15 protein-coding genes and 4 pseudogenes are annotated in these 19410 nt (G+C 71.8%); 8 read left to right on the top strand and 11 right to left on the bottom strand.

Annotated features, from left to right (window positions below; all coding sequences use genetic code 11):
• The 3 genes and pseudogenes from EAO71_RS21020 to EAO71_RS21010 all read left to right on the top strand — a co-directional run.
• Positions 1 to 280, top strand: a pseudogene (locus EAO71_RS21020) (DUF3558 domain-containing protein); the annotation flags it as partial.
• A 96-nt stretch (positions 281 to 376) separates the two neighbouring features.
• Positions 377 to 1102 carry a DUF3558 family protein gene (locus EAO71_RS21015; RefSeq protein WP_147979108.1) on the top strand — a complete coding sequence of 242 codons (726 nt, stop codon included), beginning with the start codon at positions 377 to 379 and terminating at the stop codon, positions 1100 to 1102.
• 133 nt (positions 1103 to 1235) lie between these two features.
• Positions 1236 to 2525 carry a DUF2637 domain-containing protein gene (locus tag EAO71_RS21010; RefSeq protein WP_147979107.1) on the top strand — a complete coding sequence of 430 codons (1290 nt, stop codon included), beginning with the start codon at positions 1236 to 1238 and terminating at the stop codon, positions 2523 to 2525.
• Between the two features lie 72 nt (positions 2526 to 2597).
• On the opposite strand, the gene lysS is transcribed toward EAO71_RS21010, so the two are convergent.
• Entirely contained in the window at positions 2598 to 4322 is a 1725-nt protein-coding gene (lysS, locus tag EAO71_RS21005; RefSeq protein ID WP_147979106.1) for a lysine--tRNA ligase, read from the bottom strand.
• Between the two features lie 199 nt (positions 4323 to 4521).
• Here lysS and argS point away from each other — a divergent pair, with 199 nt between their 5' ends.
• A complete protein-coding gene (gene argS / locus EAO71_RS21000; protein ID WP_147979105.1) occupies positions 4522 to 6291 on the top strand; it encodes an arginine--tRNA ligase in 1770 nt (589 codons plus the stop codon).
• A gap of 85 nt (positions 6292 to 6376) precedes the next feature.
• Here argS and EAO71_RS20995 read toward each other — a convergent pair whose 3' ends face one another.
• Positions 6377 to 7840: a transcriptional regulator gene (locus tag EAO71_RS20995; RefSeq protein WP_261992212.1), complete on the bottom strand. Its 1464-nt coding sequence runs from the start codon at positions 7838 to 7840 to the stop codon at positions 6377 to 6379.
• Positions 7841 to 8111: 271 nt separating this feature from the next.
• On the opposite strand from EAO71_RS20995, the gene EAO71_RS20990 reads away from it, so the two are divergent.
• A complete protein-coding gene (locus tag EAO71_RS20990; RefSeq protein WP_147979103.1) occupies positions 8112 to 8801 on the top strand; it encodes a DUF4232 domain-containing protein in 690 nt (229 codons plus the stop codon).
• 65 nt (positions 8802 to 8866) lie between these two features.
• Here the strand turns inward: EAO71_RS20990 and EAO71_RS20985 are convergent, their stop codons facing one another.
• Positions 8867 to 9136: a DUF1876 domain-containing protein gene (locus EAO71_RS20985; protein WP_147979102.1), complete on the bottom strand. Its 270-nt coding sequence runs from the start codon at positions 9134 to 9136 to the stop codon at positions 8867 to 8869.
• A 199-nt stretch (positions 9137 to 9335) separates the two neighbouring features.
• Between EAO71_RS20985 and EAO71_RS37800 the strand changes: the two genes are divergently transcribed.
• On the top strand, positions 9336 to 9893 hold the full coding sequence (locus EAO71_RS37800; RefSeq protein WP_187282725.1) for a hypothetical protein: 558 nt from the start codon (positions 9336 to 9338) through the stop codon (positions 9891 to 9893).
• Here the strand turns inward: EAO71_RS37800 and EAO71_RS20975 are convergent.
• The 7 genes and pseudogenes from EAO71_RS20975 to EAO71_RS20945 form a co-directional block, all read right to left on the bottom strand.
• Positions 9877 to 10368 (bottom strand): annotated as a pseudogene (locus EAO71_RS20975) (porphobilinogen synthase); the annotation flags it as partial. The gene EAO71_RS37800 and the pseudogene EAO71_RS20975 overlap by 17 nt on opposite strands.
• Positions 10362 to 11177 (bottom strand): annotated as a pseudogene (gene hemB, locus EAO71_RS20970) (porphobilinogen synthase); the annotation flags it as partial. The pseudogenes EAO71_RS20975 and hemB, both read right to left, overlap by 7 nt.
• A 168-nt stretch (positions 11178 to 11345) precedes the next feature.
• Positions 11346 to 13016, bottom strand: a complete 1671-nt coding sequence (locus EAO71_RS20965) for a bifunctional uroporphyrinogen-III C-methyltransferase/uroporphyrinogen-III synthase (RefSeq protein ID WP_147979100.1) — start codon at positions 13014 to 13016, stop codon at positions 11346 to 11348.
• On the bottom strand, positions 13013 to 13999 hold the full coding sequence (gene hemC, locus EAO71_RS20960) for a hydroxymethylbilane synthase (protein WP_147979099.1): 987 nt from the start codon (positions 13997 to 13999) through the stop codon (positions 13013 to 13015). Before hemC ends, EAO71_RS20965 begins: the two co-directional genes overlap by 4 nt.
• Complete coding sequence (locus EAO71_RS20955) at positions 13996 to 15351, bottom strand: glutamyl-tRNA reductase (protein WP_147979098.1); 1356 nt, start codon at positions 15349 to 15351, stop codon at positions 13996 to 13998. The genes hemC and EAO71_RS20955 overlap by 4 nt, the downstream gene beginning before the upstream one ends.
• Positions 15348 to 16118 (bottom strand): redox-sensing transcriptional repressor Rex, encoded by a 771-nt coding sequence (locus tag EAO71_RS20950; RefSeq protein WP_147979097.1) that lies wholly within the window; start codon positions 16116 to 16118, stop codon positions 15348 to 15350. The genes EAO71_RS20955 and EAO71_RS20950 overlap by 4 nt, the downstream gene beginning before the upstream one ends.
• A 272-nt stretch (positions 16119 to 16390) precedes the next feature.
• Positions 16391 to 16690 (bottom strand): glutaredoxin family protein, encoded by a 300-nt coding sequence (locus tag EAO71_RS20945; RefSeq protein WP_187282724.1) that lies wholly within the window; start codon positions 16688 to 16690, stop codon positions 16391 to 16393.
• A gap of 177 nt (positions 16691 to 16867) precedes the next feature.
• Here EAO71_RS20945 and EAO71_RS20940 point away from each other — a divergent pair, with 177 nt between their 5' ends.
• Positions 16868 to 17830, top strand: coding sequence for an HAD family hydrolase (locus tag EAO71_RS20940; RefSeq protein ID WP_147979095.1), 963 nt, complete (start codon positions 16868 to 16870; stop codon positions 17828 to 17830).
• Between the two features lie 166 nt (positions 17831 to 17996).
• On the opposite strand, the pseudogene EAO71_RS20935 reads toward EAO71_RS20940, so the two are convergent.
• Positions 17997 to 18164, bottom strand: a pseudogene (locus EAO71_RS20935) (HAD-IB family hydrolase); the annotation flags it as partial.
• A gap of 430 nt (positions 18165 to 18594) precedes the next feature.
• Here EAO71_RS20935 and EAO71_RS20930 point away from each other — a divergent pair.
• Positions 18595 to 19386, top strand: a complete 792-nt coding sequence (locus EAO71_RS20930; RefSeq protein WP_147979094.1) for an ECF subfamily RNA polymerase sigma factor, BldN family — start codon at positions 18595 to 18597, stop codon at positions 19384 to 19386.
• The last annotated feature ends 24 nt before the right edge of the window (positions 19387 to 19410 follow it).

Raw genomic sequence — 19410 nt, 5'->3', positions numbered from 1 at the left:
GCCCCCGCCGGGCGGCGTGACCGCGACCCCCACCACCGGCCTGGAGCCCCGCGTCCTGGAGGGCCTGGGCGAGGTGGCGTTCCTCGACGACGTCCTCACCCCCGACGGATCCAACGGCCGGCACCGCACCGTGAGCGTGGTGTTCCGCACATCCAACGTGATCGTCACCATCGGATACGTCGCCCAGACGACCGGCGCCACCGAGGTGCCCGACAGCGCGGAGCTGCAGGAAAGGGCCCGGAATCTGGCCCGGCTGCTCGCCGACCGCCTGGAGGAGTAGCGGTCCCGACCCGCTCCGTGAGCGCATCCCGACCCCGTAACGTGTCGGCGTACCGTGGCCGCCGGCCGGACCGTACGACAAGCGACTGAAGGAACCATGCACCGATCAGCCCCGCGACTCACCCGCATACTCGCCTGCGCAGCCGTCCCGGTGATGCTCGTCGTCGCCGGCTGCTCCTCGGACTCCGACGGCGGTTCCGGAGCGTCCCCGGACAAGGGCAAGGGCTCGGCGTCCTCCGCCCCGCAGACCGCCCCGTCGAAGAAGACGGTCGAGCCCGCGAAGTTCGCGAAGCTGCCCGACGCCTGCAAGGCGGTCTCCGCCAAGACGACCGCGACGCTGGTGCCCAAGGCCAAGGCCAAGAACGGCACGTCGGCCACGTCCAGCGACACCTCCAGCCGTGGCGGCTGCTCGTGGAACGGCCTGGAGGACAAGGGCACGAAGGGCTCGCAGTACCGCTGGCTCGACGTCTCGTTCTACCGCTACGACTCGGACGTCGCGCTCGGCAGCGGCCAGGAGCGCGCCAAGCAGAACCTCGCCAAGGAGCTCGCCAAGCTGGAGGCGACCGAGGGCGCGAAGAAGCTGCGCACCACGGAGACGTCCGGCATCGGCGAGGAGGGCAGGGCCGTCGCCTACGACCTCCGCAAGACCGACGAGGACTTCAAGTACGCCTCGGTCGTGGCCCGTACGGGCAACGTCCTGGTGCTGCTGACCTACAACGGCGCCGGCTACGCGGGCGCGGCCGCCCCCAGCGACAAGGCGGTCATGGACGGCGCCGTGAAGGCCGCCAAGGAGGCCGTCGCCGCGGTCGCCGCCGCGAACTAGCACGCCCGTCCCGCCACGAACACCGTCATATGGGCACATACGCGCGGAGCCTGTCCCTCCCCCGAGGGCCGGGCTCCGCGCGTGTGTGCCACGCTGTGCCCGCGAGATGTCCACTGACGGGAGGGGATCGCGGGTGGCCGCGGTGCAGCTGACACGGACGCACAAGATACTGATCGGCGTGGTCGTCGCCGGTGCGGTGATCATCGCCGGGATCGGTTTCGCGGGTTCGTACGCCGCCGTGCGCGAGCTCGCCCTCGAGAAGGGCTTCGGCGACTTCTCCTACTTCTTCCCCATCGGCATCGACGCCGGCATCTGTGTGCTGCTCGCACTGGACCTGCTGCTGACCTGGATCCGGATCCCGTTCCCGCTCCTGCGGCAGACGGCCTGGGTGCTGACCGCGGCGACGATCGCCTTCAACGGCGCCGCCGCCTGGCCGGACCCGCTGGGCGTCGGCATGCACGCGGTCATCCCGGTGCTGTTCGTCGTCGCGGTCGAGGCGGCGCGGCACGCCGTGGGCCGGATCGCCGACATCACGGCCGACAAGCACATGGAGGGCGTCCGGCTGACCCGCTGGCTGCTCTCGCCCATCCCGACGTTCCGCCTGTGGCGACGGATGAAGCTGTGGGAGCTGCGCTCCTACGAGCAGGTGATCAAGCTGGAGCAGGACCGGCTGATCTACCAGGCACGCCTGCAGGCCCGCTTCGGCCGGGCCTGGCGCCGCAAGGCCCCGGTGGAGGCGCTGATGCCGCTGCGCCTGGCCAAGTACGGCGTGCCGCTCGCGGAGACCGCCGCCGCCGGGCTCGCCGCGGCAGGCGTCGAGCCCGCGCTGCTGCCGCCGCAGCCGGCCCAGGCCGCGCAGGTCCCGGCGGGCCTCACGGGCCGGCCCGACCTGCCGCAGGGACTCCCGGCTCAGCCGGCGAACGCGCAGCAGCCCCCGCAGCTCCTCCAGGCGTCCCCCCGGGACCTGCCGCAGGGTGGCCTCCCCGGCCAGGGACCGGAGCTGCCGCCGAACCACGACAGCCCCTGGTTCCAGGCGCAGCAGCTGCCGCCCGAGGCCTACGAGGGCGCCTTCGACCCGCAGTACGTGGAAGGTCTCGAGCCGACGCCCGTCGCGGTGCCCCAGGGGCCGGACGACCTGCCGATCCCGGGCCCGCGCCAGGAGCAGGGTCCGGAGCAGTTCGAGGAGTACCCGGAGTACGTCGAGCCGGAGCCGCAGGTGGACGAGTTCTCCGAGGCCGCCTACAAGGCGATGTGGGACTACGTCGAGGAGCGGCAGGACTTCCCGAACGCCGAGCAGCTCGACATATGGCTGAGCGACATGTACGGGGTCCAGCACCCGCGCAGCGCGTCGATCCTGCGGGAGCTGACGCCGCGGCTGCGCCACCGCATCGAGCAGGAGATGGCGGAGAACCACATCCCGTAGGTCCCGCCGGTCCACCTGCTGGGAACGCGCGAAGGCCCCCGCCCGGAAACCGGGCGGGGGCCTTCGCACACGTCACGCGCCGAGCAGCCTGCGCACCCGCTCCGCGCCGACGGCCAGCAGCAGCGTGGGCAGCCGGGGGCCCGTCTCACGGCTCACCAGGAGCTTGTAGAGCAGGGCGAAGAAGGACCGCTGGGCGACCTTCAGCTCCGGGGTGGGCTTGGCCTCGGGGTCGAGACCGGCCATGACCTTCGGGACGCCGTAGACCAGGGTGGTCAGACCGTCGAGGGACCAGTGCGTGTCCAGCCCCGCCAGGAGCAGGCGCAGCGACTCGCGGCCCTCGTCGTCGAGGGAGCCGAGGAGTTCGGCGTCCGGCTCATCGCGGACGATCGTGCGCTGGTCGGCCGGGACCTGGGTGGTGATCCAGTTCTCGGCGCGGTCCAGCCGGGGCCGGACCTCGTCCAGGTCGGTGACCGGGCTCTCCGGGTCCAGCTCGGTCAGGATCCGCAGGGTCTGCTCGTCGTGGCCGGCCGTGATGTCCATGACCGAGGCCAGCGTCCGGTACGGCAGCGGGCGCGGGGTGCGCGGCAGCTCACCGGCGGCGGTGCGGGCGGCCCGGGCGTGCGCCGCGGCGTCGGCCGGGAGCACGCTGCCGTCCGCGACCTTGGCCTCCAGCTTGTCCCACTCGTCGTAGAGCCGCTGGATCTCCTGGTCGAAGGCGATCTTGAAGGACTGGTTGGGCTTGCGGCGCGCGTACAGCCAGCGCAGCAGCGGCGCCTCCATGATCTTCAGCGCGTCGGCCGGCGTCGGGACGCCACCGCGCGACGAGGACATCTTGGCCATGCCGCTGATGCCGACGAAGGCGTACATGGGGCCGATCGGCTGCACGCCGTCGAAGATCTGACGCACGATCTGGCCGCCGACGACGAAGGACGAGCCGGGCGAGGAGTGGTCGACGCCGGAGGGCTCGAAGATGACGCCCTCGAACGCCCAGCGCATCGGCCAGTCGACCTTCCAGACCAGCTTGCCGCGGTTGAACTCGCTCAGCTTCACGGTCTCGGCGAAGCCGCAGGACGTGCAGGTGTAGGCCAGCTCGGTGGTCTCGTCGTCGTACGACGTGACGGCCGTCAGGTCCTTCTCGCAGCGCCCGCAGTACGGCTTGTACGGGAAGTACCCGCCCGCGCCGCCCGAGCCGTCGTCCTCGCTCGCCGCGCCGGAGCCCTCCTCGGCCTCCAGCTCGGCCTCGTCGACCGGCTTCTGCGACTTCTTGGCCGGTCCCTTCTTGGTCCGGTACTGGTCGAGGATCGCGTCGATGTCACCGCGGTGCTTCATCGCGTGCAGGATCTGCTCGCGGTAGGTGCCCGCCGTGTACTGCTCCGTCTGGCTGATGGGGTCGTACTCGACGCCCAGCTCGGCCAGCGACTCCACCATGGCGGCCTTGAAGTGCTCGGCCCAGTTGGCGTACTCCGAGCCGGCCGGGGCCGGGACGGAGGTCAGCGGCTTGCCGATGTGCTCGGCCCAGGACTCGTCGACGCCCGCGACGCCGTTCGGCACCTTGCGGTAGCGGTCGTAGTCGTCCCAGGAGATCAGATGACGGACCTCGTGGCCGCGCCGGCGGATCTCGTCGGCGACCAGGTGCGGGGTCATGACCTCGCGCAGGTTGCCCAGGTGGATGGGACCGGAGGGTGAGAGTCCGGAGGCGACGACGACCGGTTTGCCAGGCGCACGTCGCTCCGACTCGGCGATGACCTCGTCCGCGAAACGGGAGACCCAGTCGGTCTCGGTGCTGCTCTGAGCCACGGTCGGTACGTCCTTCTTCCTGGAATCCCTCGGAGCCTTACAGCCTTACGCCGGCCATTCTCCCAGACGACGGGACCCGCTCCGGGGTTGTCCACGGCCGGGAAAAACACGTTGCTCTGCCATGGGACACTTGACAAGCGAAATTCAGCCCCCGGAACCACCCAAGGAACCGGTACACCACCGACAGGAACGGAAGCTCATGGCCTCGGTCCCTTCCCTCGCTTCGACCGTGCAGCAGCGCCTCGCGGAAGGTCTCTCGGCAGCCCTGCCGGAGGCCGGCTCCGCCGACCCGCTGCTGCGACGAAGCGACCGGGCCGACTTCCAGGCCAACGGCATCCTGGCCCTCGCCAAGCGGCTCAAGGGCAACCCGCGTGAGCTGGCGACGCAGGTCGTCGACGGCATCCCGGCGAACGACGTGCTGAAGGAGATCGAGGTCTCGGGCCCCGGCTTCCTGAACATCACGGTCACCGACGAGGCGATCGTGCGGACCCTCGCCGCCCGGGCCGCCGACGACCGCCTCGGCGTGCCGTTCGCCCCCGACGCCGGCACCACGGTGATCGACTACGCCCAGCCGAACGTGGCCAAGGAGATGCACGTCGGTCACCTGCGTTCCGCCGTGATCGGCGCCGCGATGGTCGAGATCCTCGAGTTCACCGGCGAGACGGTGGTCCGGCGCCACCACATCGGCGACTGGGGCACCCAGTTCGGCATGCTCATCCAGTACCTGATCGAGCACCCGCACGAGCTGGACCACGCGTCGGACGGGGAGGTCTCCGGCGAGGAGGCCATGTCCAGCCTGAACCGGCTCTACAAGGCCTCGCGCGCGCTCTTCGACTCCGACGAGGAGTTCAAGACCCGGGCGCGGGCGCGGGTCGTGGACCTCCAGGCGGGCGAGCCGGAGACCCTCGCCCTGTGGCAGCGGTTCGTCGACGAGTCGAAGATCTACTTCTACTCGGTCTTCGACAAGCTCGACATGGACATCCGGGACCCCGACGTCGTCGGCGAGTCCGGGTACAACGACATGCTCGCGGAGACCTGCCGGATCCTGGAGGAGTCGGGCGTCGCGGTGCGCTCCGAGGGCGCCCTCTGCGTCTTCTTCGACGACGTCAAGGGCCCGGACGGCAACCCGACTCCGCTGATCGTCCAGAAGTCCGACGGCGGCTTCGGCTACGCGGCGACCGACCTGTCCGCGATCCGCGACCGGGTGGGCAACCTGAAGGCGACGACCCTGCTGTACGTGGTCGACGCCCGCCAGTCCCTGCACTTCAAGATGGTCTTCGAGACCGCCCGCCGGGCCGGCTGGCTGAACGACGAGGTCAAGGCCGTCCAGCTGGCGTTCGGCACCGTGCTCGGCAAGGACGGCAAGCCGTTCAAGACCCGTGAGGGCGAGACCGTCCGGCTGGTCGACCTGCTCGACGAGGCCGTGGACCGGGCGACGTCGGTCGTGCGCGAGAAGGCCGAGAAGGTGGGCCTGACCGAGACCGAGATCGTCGAGAACGGCCAGTACGTGGGCATCGGCGCGGTCAAGTACGCCGACCTGTCCACGTCCGCGGCGCGCGACTACAAGTTCGACCTGGACCAGATGGTCTCGCTGAACGGCGACACCTCGGTCTACCTCCAGTACGCCTACGCCCGGATCAGGTCGATCTTCGGCAAGGCGGGCGACCGCACGCCCGTCGCGCACCCGGAGCTCGCCCTGGAGCCGGCCGAGCGGGCCCTCGGCCTGCACCTGGACACCTTCGGCGAGGTGGTCCGGGAGTCCGCCGCGGAGTACGCCCCGCACAAGCTGGCGGCCTACCTCTACCAGCTCGCGTCGCTCTACACGACGTTCTACGACCTGTGCCCGGTCATCAAGCCCGCGCCGCCGCAGGACATCGCGGAGAACCGGCTCCTGCTCTGCGACCTGACCGCCCGCACGCTCCACCAGGGCATGGCCCTGCTCGGCATCCGGACCCCCGAGCGTCTCTGACGCCCGAGCACTCCCGCACGGCCGAAGGCCCCGGCACCGTCTCCGTACGGTGCCGGGGCCTTCGGCCGTGCGGGCCGGAAAGCCCTTAGTAGGTGACCCACTCGCCCTTGTCGGGCAGGTAGTTGTAGGTCTTCTTCCCCTCGATGGCGCTCGTCCGGAAGGGCTTGCCGTCGTCCTTGACGTACAGCGTGCCGTGGCGGTCGCCGCTGCTCCAGTCGACCTCCAGGTACCAGGAGACGACGTGCGACTCGGTGTGGAGGTCCAGGTTGAAGACCTCGGGGTCGCTGGTGGACACCTTGTAGGGGAAGTCCTTGGCGGGCACGACCCCGTCGCCGTCCCGGCCGGCGACCGGCTGCGCGAACGGGCGGGACGCGTCGAGGTCGATGTCGAAGGTCTGCGGGGTGATCCCGCCGCCACAACCGTCGCCCATCGCGTACACGGCCCGGTCGAGCGGAGCGGAGCGCTCCACCACGCGGACGTGGAGGGCGTTGAGCACCACCGCCTCCGCGGTCTTGCCGGTGACGGTCAGCTGGAGCTGCATGTGGCCGCCGTCGACCCCGCCCAGCGCACGGGCCCAGCCGCGCGCGTCCTGCGGCGCGGGCGGCGGCGGGACCTCACCGGGCTGCCGGCCGAGGACGTAGAACTGGCCGCAGGACGACTCCCAGTTGTACGAGCTGATGCCGACGCTCACGGGTGTGGCCACCGCGTGCGGGACCGGCGCGGAGGACTTCGCGGGGGTCGAGGGCGTCGCGGAACCCGGCGTCGTGGAGGAGGCGGAGGGGGTGCCGGAGGCCGCGGACGGCGTGGGCGTACCGGCGGCGCCGGTGACCGCCGTCGCGGCCCCGGCCGCCTTGCGCCGTCCGTCGCCCTTCGCGTCGGCGTCACCGTCGTCCGGGCGGCTGACGGCATAGGCGACTGGCACGGCAAGGGCGACGACCGCGGCGGCCGCGAGGACCGTGCGCAGCCGCTTGCGGGTGCCCGCCCCGGTCGGCGCCGGGGGCCGCACGGTGACGAGGACGTCCGCGTCCGCTCCGGACCCGGAGCCCGGCTCCCGCTCCGGTCGTGACCCCGGCCGCGGTCCCACCGCCGGTGAGGACTCGGCCCCGGCCGCGGACGCTCCGTCAGCAGCGGCCGGGCCGGGCGGCGTCGTCTCCGGCCGGGACTCCACCGGCTCCGCGGGCTCCGCCGGTCCGGGCTCGCCCGGCTGTCCGGACCCGGTACCGGACGCGCCGGGCGCCTCGGACACCGTGCCCTGCCCCGGTCCGGCCGCCGGCTCCGGCGTGGCCGCGGCCGCCTTCCCCCGCCTGCGCGCCTCGTCCGCCAGGATCCAGCCGCGGTGAAGGGCGATCAGCTCCTCCCGGGAGGCTCCGCACAACCGCCCCAGCCGCTCCACCGGAGCGAACTCGGTCGGTACGGCATCGCCGTTGCAGTACCGGTGGAGCGTCGACGTACTCACGTGGAGCTTCTTCGCCAGTGCCCCGTAGCTGAGCCCGGATCGTTCCTTCAGATCGCGCACCAGCTCCGCGAAGCCGTCCGTCTCCGTCGCCACCCGCCCCGTGCCCCCTCGTCTCGCCGTCCCAGGAACGCATTCCAGGGAAGGGTCGTTTCCCCAGCTCGCAGGATGTGCGGGCGTTCCAGCTTCCCCCATTGTCCCGTGTCGATTGCGCGGGGTGGGGACCGCCCCGCAGGCTGAGGCCCATGCCGAGCAGCCGCCTCACGGATCTCGTGGCCACCGCGGTGCTGATCATGTGCGCCGCGATCGCGATCGCCCTGATCACCCGGACCTGAACCGACCGACCGAACCTCACGGGGGAACCACCATGCGCGCCACCTCTCGCCTCACCCTGGCCGCCGCCGCGSTCGTCGCCGGTCTCGCCCTGACCGCCTGCGGTCAGGGCGCCGACGACAAGGCCGCGACGCCCTCCGCCTCCACCGCCCCGGCGCCCCGGTCCACCGGCTCGGCCACGCCGAGCGCACGACCGGCCGCCCCGTCCGTGACGGCGCGGCCCACCACCGCCCGGCCGGCCGGGACGACCCGTCCCGCCACCGGCGCTCCGGCCCCCTCCCGGTCCGGTGACCCCGTCAGCACGCCCTGCACAGGCGCCACCACCAAGGTGATCGCGAGCAAGGTCAGCCGACCCGTCAACCACCTGCTGCTGACCGTCACCAACACCGGCACCCAGGCGTGCAACGCCTACGGAGCCCCCTTCGTCGGCTTCGACGACGCGCAGTCCCCGATCCGGATCCTCGACGAGAGCAAGCCCCAGGCCGTCGTCACCCTCGCCCCCGGCGAGTCGGCGTACGCCTCCGTCCTGCTCACCGGCGAGGGTGGCGCGGACTCCCACGGGCGTACGGTCCGCAGGATCTCGGTCCACTTCGCGCCGGGCGACGGCTCCGGCGGCTCGGTCGGCAGCGGCCGCACGGTGGCGGCCCCGTCGGGCACCTACGCCGACGACGGCGCCGCCGTCTCGTACTGGCAGCGGAACGCGGACGAGGCACTGACCTTCTGAGGCCGGCGCCCGGTACCGGCCCCGTACCGCTCGGCGCCCGGTACCGGTCCGCGCTGCGCTCGCGGTCAGCGCAAGGGGTGGGACGTCCTGCCCGACACCTCGTCGATCTCGGTGTGCGCCTTCTGCAGCAGCTGCGAGGCGAGGTCCATCAGCGCGCGCGCCCCCGCGATCTCCTCGCCCACCCGCAGCTGGTCCGGGTCGGAGGGGTGCCGCTGCGCGTTGCCGTGGGCACGGAACTCGGTGCCGTCACCGAGCCGCACCATGGCGGCCGCCCTCGTCCGGTCGCCTTCCTCCTTGAACTCCATTTCGACGTGCCATCCGACGAGTGTCTCCATGAGGACCACCTCCAGGGGTACTACCAGGGTGCGCCGCCCGCTCCTTCCGTACCAACCGGTGGGTACCCGACCGTTCGGTCGGCACGCATGGGGCGAACCGGCCGGGGGAAGGGCCGGACGCACCGCCGCCCCCACCCAGGCCGATCACCGTGCGTTAATCGGTTTGCACGTTCGGCATCGGCACGCAAAACTGTTAGTCATGACTAACGTTTTAACGGAATCGCTCGACTTCCCGGAGTTCGGACGCCCGGACGCCGGTCTCGTCCTGATCTCCGAATGGTCCACCGAGGACGCCGCGCACCAGCGGACGGTCATGGACGGCGTCGTCGACGCCTGGACCGCGGCCCCGCTTCCGGAGTCCTTCCTCGCCCGGCACTGCCTGGCGGGCTCGGACGGCCGCACCATCCTCAACATCGCCCAGTGGACCAGCGCCGAGGGCCACCGGGAGTTCTCCGCCGACCCGGCGAACCAGCGCGCTCTCGGCGCGGCGATCGCCTCCCTCATCACCGCGGGTCCGCCCGGCCGCTACGCCTACGACCGGGTGACCGCGCTGCGCCGGGGACACGTCCGCAGCCTCGGCACCGCCCCGTCCGACGACGACGGCAGCGTGCTGGCCCGGCACCACCACCGCAGCGAGGACGGCAAGGTCGTGCACGTCCTGACCGCCCACGACGACGACGGGGACGGAACCGTCCTGCGGTTCCGTCCCCATCGAGGGCTCGTGCGCCGGGTCGCCGCGGTCAGATCCCGCGGCTGAGCTTCCGGGCGACCTCGGTGGCCCAGTAGGTCAGGATCATCTGCGCACCGGCCCGCCGGATCCCGGTCAGCGTCTCCAGGATCGCCCTGTCGCGGTCGATCCAGCCCTTCTCGGCGGCGGCCTCCACCATCGCGTACTCACCGCTGATCTGGTACGCCGCGACCGGCACGTCCACCGTCTCGGCGACCTTGGCGAGCACGTCCAGGTACGGCCCGGCCGGCTTCACCATCACCATGTCGGCGCCCTCTTCGAGGTCCAGCGCCAGCTCGCGCAGGGACTCCCGCAGGTTCGCCGGGTCCTGCTGGTAGGTCTTGCGGTCGCCCGTGAGGGAGGAACCGACGGCCTCCCGGAAGGGACCGTAGAAGGCGGAGGAGTACTTCGCGGTGTACGCGAGGATCGACACGTCCTCCTTGCCGATGGTGTCCAGCGCGTCGCGGACCACCCCGACCTGACCGTCCATCATCCCGGGTCCACCGTCTCGGCGACCTTGGCGAGCACGTCCAGGTACGGCCCGGCCGGCTTCACCATCACCATGTCGGCGCCCTCTTCGAGGTCCAGCGCCAGCTCGCGCAGGGACTCCCGCAGGTTCGCCGGGTCCTGCTGGTAGGTCTTGCGGTCGCCCGTGAGGGAGGAACCGACGGCCTCCCGGAAGGGACCGTAGAAGGCGGAGGAGTACTTCGCGGTGTACGCGAGGATCGACACGTCCTCCTTGCCGATGGTGTCCAGCGCGTCGCGGACCACCCCGACCTGACCGTCCATCATCCCGGKCGGGCCGACGACGTGGACGCCCGCGTCGGCCTGGACCTGGGCCATCTCGGCGTACCGCTCCAGCGTGGCGTCGTTGTCGACCCGGCCGCTCCCGTCCAGGACGCCGCAGTGCCCATGGTCGGTGTACTCGTCCAGGCACAGATCCGACATGATCACGAGGTCGTCGCCCACCTCGGCCTTCACGTCCCGGATCGCGACCTGCAGGATCCCGTCCGGGTCGGTGCCGGCCGTGCCCGCGGCGTCCTTCTTCTCGTCCTCCGGCACACCGAAGAGCATGATCCCGGAGACACCCGTCTCCAGCGCCTCCACGGCGGCCTTCCGCAGCGTGTCCCGGGTGTGCTGCACGACCCCCGGCATCGCGGCGATCGGCACAGGCTCCGTGATCCCCTCGCGCACGAACGCGGGAAGGATCAGATCGGCCGGGCTCAGGCGCGTCTCGGCCACCATCCGCCGCATGGCGGGAGTCGTCCGCAGCCGCCGCGGCCGCGCCCCGGGAAAGGATCCGTACGAGTTCATGCCCCCGAGGCTACGCCCGTGCGCCCCCTGCTCTTACCGACAGGTTGTTGCCCTCCGCGGGACCACGTCCCGGCCCCGCACCGCCCGCCCCGCACCGCGGGCCCCACGACGAAGCGGGGTGCGGGACCCCGACAGGTCCCGCACCCCGCTCCACGCACACCGCTCGCGTCAGGTCGTCCGGCGCCTGCGCGCCCCCGGCCTGCGCTCGCTCGGCCGCGTCACCGGATCCCCGGCCTCCAGCGCCGCCTCGCGGCGTCGCGTCCCGAAGGCCGCCAGCGCCTCGGCGAGCTTGTGCACCGACGGCTCCGGCGACAGCACGTCGACCCGCAGCCCGTGCTCCTCCGCCGTCTTGGCCGTCGCCGGCCCGATACAGGCGATGACGGTGACGTTGTGCGGCTTGCCGGCGATACCGACCAGGTTCCGCACGGTCGACGAGGACGTGAAGAGCACGGCGTCGAAGCCGCCGCCCTTGATCGCCTCACGCGTGTCCGCCGGCGGCGGCGACGCCCGGACCGTGCGGTAGGCGGTCACGTCGTCGACCTCCCACCCGAGCTCGATCAGGCCCGCGACCAGCGTCTCCGTCGCGATGTCCGCCCGCGGCAGGAAGACGCGGTCGATCGGGTCGAAGACCGGGTCGTACGGCGGCCAGTCCTCCAGGAGACCCGCCGCCGACTGCTCGCCGCTCGGCACCAGGTCCGGCTTCACACCGAAGTCGACCAGCGCCGCGGCCGTCTGCTCACCCACCGCCGCGACCTTGATCCCGGCGAAGGCCCGGGCGTCGAGCCCGTACTCCTCGAACTTCTCCCGCACCGCCTTCACCGCGTTGACGGACGTGAAGGCGATCCACTCGTAGCGACCGGTCACCAGGCCCTTGACCGCACGCTCCATCTGCTGCGGCGTCCGCGGCGGCTCGACGGCGATCGTCGGCACCTCGTGCGGCACGGCGCCGTAGCTGCGCAGCTGGTCGGAGAGCGACGCGGCCTGCTCCTTGGTACGCGGCACGAGCACCCGCCACCCGAAGAGCGGCTTCGACTCGAACCACGCCAGCTGGTCGCGCTGCGCCGGGGCGCTGCGCTCGCCGACCACGGCTATGACGGGCCGGTGCCCCTCGGGAGAGGGCAGCACCTTCCCCTGCTTGAAGACCTGGGCGATCGTGCCGAGCGTCGCGGTCCAGGTCCGCTGCCGCGTCGTCGTGCCGCCGATGGTCACGGTGAGCGGGGTGTCCGGCTTACGGCCTGCCGCCACCAGCTCTCCGGCCGCCGCCGCCACCGCGTCCAGCGAGGTGGACACGACCACGGTGCCGTCCGAGGCGCCGACCTCGCTCCAGCAGCGGTCGTCGGCGGTACGGGCGTCCACGAAGCGCACATCGGTGCCCTGCGCGTCGCGCAGCGGGACACCGGCGTACGCGGGCACGCCCACCGCCGTGGCCACGCCGGGCACGACCTCGAAGGGGATGCCCTCGGCAGCGCAGGCGAGCATCTCCTGACCTGCGTTTCCGTCGAGGCCGGGGTCGCCGGTCACCGCACGGACGACCCGCTTGCCGCCCCGCGCAGCCTCCATGACAAGATTGGTTGCGTCCCTCAACACGGGGACCCCGGCGGTTGTTGACGCCTCGTCAACAACCGTCAGCTCAGGCGTGCTCACGCCTGTGCGCGCATGGCAGCGGACGACCTCGAGAACCTCCGGTTCGGCGATCAGGACGTCCGCGCCTGACAGGGCCTCGACGGCCCTGAGCGTCAGGAGTCCGGGGTCGCCGGGTCCGGCACCGAGGAAGGTGACGCTCCCATGGCCGGGAAAGGCCGAGGACACGGGGCTGGTGGTGGGGCTGGTGGGGCTCAAAGTGCTCGCTCCCCCATAAGACCGGCCGCACCCTTGGCGAGCATCTCGTCCGCGAGTTCGCGTCCGAGTGCCATCGCCTCGTCGTGCGACGCGGGTACGGGACCGGTGGTGGACAGCTGCACCAGCGTCGAGCCGTCGGTGGTGCCGACGACGCCGCGCAGGCGCATTTCGGTGACAATCTGCCCGCGGCCGGAAACTTCGGCCAGCAGGTCGGCCAGCGCACCCACGGGTGCGGAGCAGCCGGCCTCCAGGGCGGCGAGCAGGGATCGCTCCGCGGTCACGGCGGCCCGGGTGTGCGGGTCGTCGAGCTCGCCGAGCAGGGCGACGAGACCGGCGTCGACCGCCGGGCACTCGATCGCCAGCGCCCCCTGGCCGGGGGCGGGCAGGACGGAGTCGACCGACAGGAAGTCGAGCGACAGGGAGCCGATGAGCTCCTCCGTACGGCCGATGCGGTTGAGTCCGGCCGCGGCGAGAACCACCGCGTCCAGCTCGCCCTTGTGCACGTATCCGACGCGGGTGTCGATGTTCCCGCGGATCGGCACGGTCTCGATGGTCAGCCCGTGGCTGCGCGCGTAGGCGTTCAGCTGGGCCGTGCGCCGCGGCGAACCGGTGCCGATCCGGGCGCCCTCCGGCAGCCGGTCGAGCGTCAGTCCCGCACGGGCGATCAGCACGTCGCGCGGGTCCTCGCGCCGCGGGATCGCGGCGAGGACGAGCTCGGGGTGCTGCGCGGTCGGCAGGTCCTTCAGGGAGTGGACGGCGAAGTCCACCTCGCCGGCCAGGAGCGCGTCGCGCAGCGCGGCGACGAACACACCGGTGCCGCCGATCTGCGCGAGGTGCTCCCGGGAGGTGTCCCCGTACGTCGTGATCTCCACGAGCTCGACGGGCCGGCCGGTCAGCTGCCGGACGGCGTCGGCCACCTGCCCGGACTGGGCCATGGCGAGCTTGCTGCGCCTGGTCCCGAGCCTCAGTGCCCTCTCGGTCATACTCGCCCTCGGTTCTTGACGTCGGCGTCATTCAGGTCGGCCCGGGAGACGGAGGCGACCGTCTCCGGGTCGAGGTCGAAGAGTGTCCGCAGCGCGTCCGCGTACCCGGCACCGCCGGGCTCGCTGGCCAGCTGCTTGACCCGCACGGTCGGCGCGTGCAGGAGCTTGTCGACCACGCGGCGCACGGTCTGGGTGATCTCGGCACGCTGCTTGTCGTCGAGGTCGGGCAGCCGGCCCTCCAGCCGGGCGACCTCGCCCGCGACGACGTCGGCGGCCATGGTGCGCAGGGCGACCACGGTCGGGGTGATGTGCGCGGCACGCTGGGCGGCGCCGAAGGCGGCCACCTCGTCGGAGACGATGGCGCGGACCTGGTCCACGTCGGCGGCCATCGGCGCGTCGGCGGAGGCCTCGGCCAGCGACTCGATGTCGACGAGCCGGATGCCCGGCATGCGGTGGACGGCCGCGTCGATGTCCCGGGGCATGGCGAGGTCGAGCAGCGCCAGCGGGGCCGTACGCCCGCGCATCGCCGACTCGACGGCCTCGGCGGTCAGGACCAGCCCGGTCGCCCCGGTGCAGGAGATCACGATGTCGGCACGTGTCAGTTCGTCGCCGACGGCAACCATCTCGGCCGCGCGTGCGGCCACGCCCGCGCCACCGGGCTCGGTGAGGATCTGCACGAGGCGCTCGGCTCGGGACCCGGTGCGGTTGGCGACGACGATCTCGGCGACGCCGGCGCGCGCGAGCGTCGCGGCGGCCAGCGAGGACATCGAGCCGGCGCCGATGACCAGCGCCTTCTTGCCCTTGGCCCAGGTGTCGACGTCCGCGCCCGCGGCGAGCTGCTCCAGGCCGAAGGTGACGAGCGACTGCCCGGCACGGTCGATCCCGGTCTCGCTGTGAGCCCGCTTGCCGACCCGCAGGGCCTGCTGGAACAGGTCGTTCAGGAGCCGCCCGGCGGTGTGCAGTTCCTGGCCGAGCGCGAGGGCGTCCTTGATCTGGGCGAGGACCTGGCCCTCGCCGACGACCATGGAGTCCAGGCCGCAGGCCACCGAGAAGAGGTGGTGGACGGCCCGGTCCTCGTAGTGCACGTACAGGTACGGGGTCAGCTCCTCGAGACCGACGCCGCTGTGCTGCGCGAGGAGCGTGGACAGCTCGGCGACGCCCGCGTGGAACTTGTCCACGTCGGCGTAGAGCTCGATGCGGTTGCAGGTGGCCAGGACCGCGCCCTCGGCGGCCGGTTCGGCGGCGAGGGTGTCCTGCAGCAGCTTGGCCTGTGTGTCCGCGGGGAGCGAGGCCCGCTCCAGGACGCTGACCGGGGCGCTGCGGTGGCTGAGACCGACGACGAGGAGACTCATGCCGGCATCACGGCGGGGATGTCCCCGTCGGGTCCCTTGCGGCCGGCCGACGCGGCCCCGCCACGCGCCGCGGGAGGCGTGGCGCTCTCGGTGCCGCCCCCTTCCTCGCCGGCCTTGCGCTGCTCGTGGAAGGCGAGGATCTGCAGCTCGATGGAGAGGTCGACCTTGCGCACGTCCACGCCGTCGGGCACGGAGAGCACGGTCGGGGCGAAGTTCAGGATGGAGGTGACACCGGCGGCCACGAGCCGGTCGCAGACCGGCTGGGCGGCGCCTGCCGGGGTCGCGATGACACCGATGGAGACGCCGTTGTCCTCGATGATCTTCTCGAGGTCGTCGCTGTGCTGCACGGGCATGCCGGCGACCGGCTTGCCGGCCATGGCGGGGTCGGCGTCGATCAGCGCGGCGACCCGGAAGCCACGGGAGGCGAACCCGCCGTAGTTGGCCAGCGCGGCGCCGAGGTTGCCGATGCCGACGATGACGACGGGCCAGTCCTGCGTCAGACCGAGCTCGCGGGAGATCTGGTAGACGAGGTACTCGACGTCGTAGCCGACGCCGCGCGTGCCGTACGAGCCGAGGTAGCTGAAGTCCTTCCGCAGCTTCGCGGAGTTGACCCCCGCGGCGGCTGCGAGCTCCTCGGAGGAGACCGTGGGTACGGAGCGCTCCGACAGTGCGGTGAGCGCACGCAGATACAGCGGAAGCCGGGCGACGGTGGCCTCGGGAATTCCTCGGCTGCGGGTCGCCGGTCGGTGAGTTCGGCCAGTTGCCACGGTGCTCCTGCGGGATGAGCGGGGCTTTAGGCGGCCATACGTCCCAGGACCGCCCCGTCGAATGCAGGCTATGTCTTTGTGAACGCGTGCACAAAGATGGTGTCCGTTTTGTCCGGCCAAAGTGACCGGGGTCACGCGGCCGGATCGCTTCGGAACGGAACCACGAAGCATGTCATCCCGTTGAGAACCCGAAGCGGGCAAAACCGCACACTCTCCTCACGACCACGCCCCTGAAAGCCGACAGAACGTCCACGATGACAGCCCTGTTCCGGTCACCCACCCAGTTCACGCCGAAGCCGCCCGGCATCCACCCGCCAGAAGGTGTGCTGCTCGCCGTCGACCAGGACCACGGGGATCTGCTCCCAGTAGGCCCGGTGGAGCTCCTCGTCCTGGGTGATGTCCTTCTCCTCCCAGCTCGCTCCGGTCTCGGCGCAGACCGCCTCGACGACGGCGCGGGCGTCGTCACAGAGATGACAACCCGGTTTCCCGATCAGCGTCACGGTCCGCTCGGCGGCCGGGACGGGAACGGCGGAGGCGTCCTTCTTCTTCGTCCGTCCAAACATGCCGTCCATTCTGCGCCGCGAATCCGCAGTCGCGCCCCACGCGTCGGCGCCACGCCCGGGCGAATGCGCGCCCGCACCGTCCAGCTTGCTCCCCCATCGTCCGTTTAACAGGAGAGTCGCGGAGTGTTCACGCCTTGGCATCCCCACCGGTCGGGAAGTCCCGAACAGACTGGCTATGCTCACGACATGGCCGCTCTGGGATGGCTCACCCCCCGTAGGCGCTCCGCCACCGCGCGCAGCGTTCTGGCAGGCGAGGCCGCTGCAGAGGCAGCGCGCAAGACCTCGCTCCAACTGGAACGCGAGCGCGAAGGGGCCGCGACCGAGGCCGCCGACACCGCAGGGGGGAAGCCCGCGGAGCCGGAGTTCCCGGTCGTCGGAGACTCGCTGGCCGCCGCCTTCTTCGACCTCGACAACACCGTGATGCAGGGCGCCGCGATCTTCCACTTCGGCCGCGGCCTGTACAAGCGGAAGTTCTTCCAGCGCCGCGAACTGGCCCGCTTCGCCTGGCAGCAGGCGTGGTTCCGGCTCGCCGGCGTCGAGGACCCCGAACACATGCAGGACGCCCGCGACAGCGCGCTGTCCATCGTCCAGGGCCACCGGGTCGCCGAACTGATGTCGATCGGCGAGGAGATCTACGACGAGTACATGGCCGACCGGATCTGGCCCGGCACCCGTGCGCTCGCGCAGGCCCACCTGGACGCCGGCCAGAAGGTCTGGCTGGTCACGGCGGCCCCCGTCGAGACCGCCACGATCATCGCCCGCCGGCTCGGCCTGACCGGCGCGCTCGGCACCGTCGCCGAGTCGGTCGACGGCGTCTACACGGGCAAGCTGGTCGGCGAGCCGCTGCACGGCCCGGCGAAGGCGGAGGCGGTGCGCGCGCTGGCCGCCGCCGAAGGACTCGACCTCGCCCGCTGCGCGGCCTACAGCGACTCGCACAACGACATCCCGATGCTCTCGCTGGTCGGGCACCCGTACGCCATCAACCCGGACACGAAGCTGCGCAAGCACGCGAGGGACCGGGAGTGGCGGCTGCGCGACTACCGGACGGGCCGCAAGGCGGCCAAGGTCGGCATCCCCGCCGCGGCGGGCGTCGGCGCACTGGCCGGGGGGACGGCCGCCGCGGTGGCCCTGCACCGCCGCCGCCGCTGACCCTCTCCTCTTTCCACCGTCACCTCGCGGGCCCTTGAGCCGTCACCGCGCGGGGGTGCCCCGGGATCGGGCCGGGCGCCGCGAGCCCGGCGAGATCCGCGAGCCCGGCGAGATCCGTGCGGCACCCCTGGGGTGTCCGCCGCCCCGCCCCCTGCCGCCGTTCACGCGCCGCGGCGGGGATGCCGACCTTGGCCGCCTTGCGGCCCGTCCGGTAGTCGCGCAGCCGCCACTCCCGGTCCCTCGCGTGCTTGCGCAGCTTCGTGTCCGGGTTGATGGCGTACGGGTGCCCGACCAGCGAGAGCATCGGGATGTCGTTGTGCGAGTCGCTGTAGGCCCCGCCCCCTGCCGCCGTTCACGCGCCGCGGGCTGCCGATACGTTTCGGCTGAGATCGACTCCGACAATCCGGGATCCGCTCCGCTCACCCGTACGTGGTCGAACAGCTCCGCACAGGGCGACGGGGAGACATTCGCGGCTCCCTACCCCGCAGCGGGCCCGATCACTCGCCCACCCTCCACATGAGCACAACAGAGCGTGCACGCAGTCACACTCGGAAGCGAAACGATCAACAACCGGTCACCAAGTGCTACTTGTTTCGCCTTCAAGCGGTAACAGATGCGACGTAATCGATGATTTGAGCAACTGGGTGTAGCGCTGCCTGTACGAAGCGTTATTCTCCTCAGACGCACAACGGACCCCCCACGTCGCCACGACGAGTGAACGGTCCCGCACTGCACGTGATGGAAGCTCTGCCTCTGGGAGTCCCGTGTACCCACACGTCGGGGTTGACGCCTCGGGCCTGGCTACGCTGCGCGCAACGGTCCTCGACCACTTGCGCGGCTTCGTCCCCACCGCGTACGCCGTCCCTGTCCCCGCCTTTGCCTTCGCCGCACCGGCACCTGTCGGTCCCTGCTATGCCCTGGCCGACGGCGGTGCCGCCGTCGGAAGACGCGGCAGCCGCGGCTCCGGCGGAACCTCGACCGCCGCCCGCCGCCCCAGCGCCGACAGCGACAGCGCGCGCATGATGGACCTGGTCGAACGCGCCCAGGCCGGCGAGGCCGAGGCCTTCGGCCGGCTGTACGACCAGTACAGCGACACCGTCTACCGCTACATCTACTACCGCGTCGGCGGGAAGGCGACGGCGGAGGACCTCACCAGTGAGACGTTCCTGCGCGCCCTGCGCCGGATCTCCACCTTCACCTGGCAGGGCCGCGACTTCGGCGCCTGGCTGGTCACCATCGCCCGCAACCTGGTCGCGGACCACTTCAAGTCCAGCCGGTTCCGGCTGGAGGTGACCACGGGCGAGATGCTCGACGCGAACGAGGTCGAACGCAGCCCGGAGGACTCCGTCCTGGAGTCCCTCTCCAACGCCGCCCTCCTCGAAGCGGTCCGCCGGCTCAACCCGCAGCAGCAGGAGTGCGTGACCCTGCGCTTCCTGCAGGGCCTCTCGGTCGCCGAGACGGCCCGGGTCATGGGCAAGAACGAGGGTGCGATCAAGACCCTCCAGTACCGGGCCGTGCGCACACTCGCGCGCCTGCTCCCGGACGACGCCCGCTGACCGCTTCGCGCCCCCCACACGCGC

This window comes from Streptomyces sp. MS191 (genome assembly GCF_008042125.1).
Lineage (GTDB): Bacteria > Actinomycetota > Actinomycetes > Streptomycetales > Streptomycetaceae > Streptomyces.
Note: the sequence above shows the minus strand (reverse complement) of the source record. Positions and strands in the feature narration are given on the sequence as shown.

What these genes read in the sequence shown, in the direction of transcription:
- EAO71_RS21015 (WP_147979108.1), top strand. Translation starts at nt 377, where the DNA reads ATGCACCGATCAGCCCCGCGACTCACCCGCATACTCGCCTGCGCAGCC.
- argS (WP_147979105.1), top strand. Translation starts at nt 4,522, where the DNA reads ATGGCCTCGGTCCCTTCCCTCGCTTCGACCGTGCAGCAGCGCCTCGCG.
- EAO71_RS20985 (WP_147979102.1), bottom strand. Translation starts at nt 9,136, where the DNA reads ATGGAGACACTCGTCGGATGGCACGTCGAAATGGAGTTCAAGGAGGAA.
- EAO71_RS37800 (WP_187282725.1), top strand. Translation starts at nt 9,336, where the DNA reads ATGACTAACGTTTTAACGGAATCGCTCGACTTCCCGGAGTTCGGACGC.
- hemC (WP_147979099.1), bottom strand. Translation starts at nt 13,999, where the DNA reads ATGACCGAGAGGGCACTGAGGCTCGGGACCAGGCGCAGCAAGCTCGCC.
- EAO71_RS20955 (WP_147979098.1), bottom strand. Translation starts at nt 15,351, where the DNA reads ATGAGTCTCCTCGTCGTCGGTCTCAGCCACCGCAGCGCCCCGGTCAGC.
- EAO71_RS20945 (WP_187282724.1), bottom strand. Translation starts at nt 16,690, where the DNA reads ATGGACGGCATGTTTGGACGGACGAAGAAGAAGGACGCCTCCGCCGTT.
- EAO71_RS20940 (WP_147979095.1), top strand. Translation starts at nt 16,868, where the DNA reads ATGGCCGCTCTGGGATGGCTCACCCCCCGTAGGCGCTCCGCCACCGCG.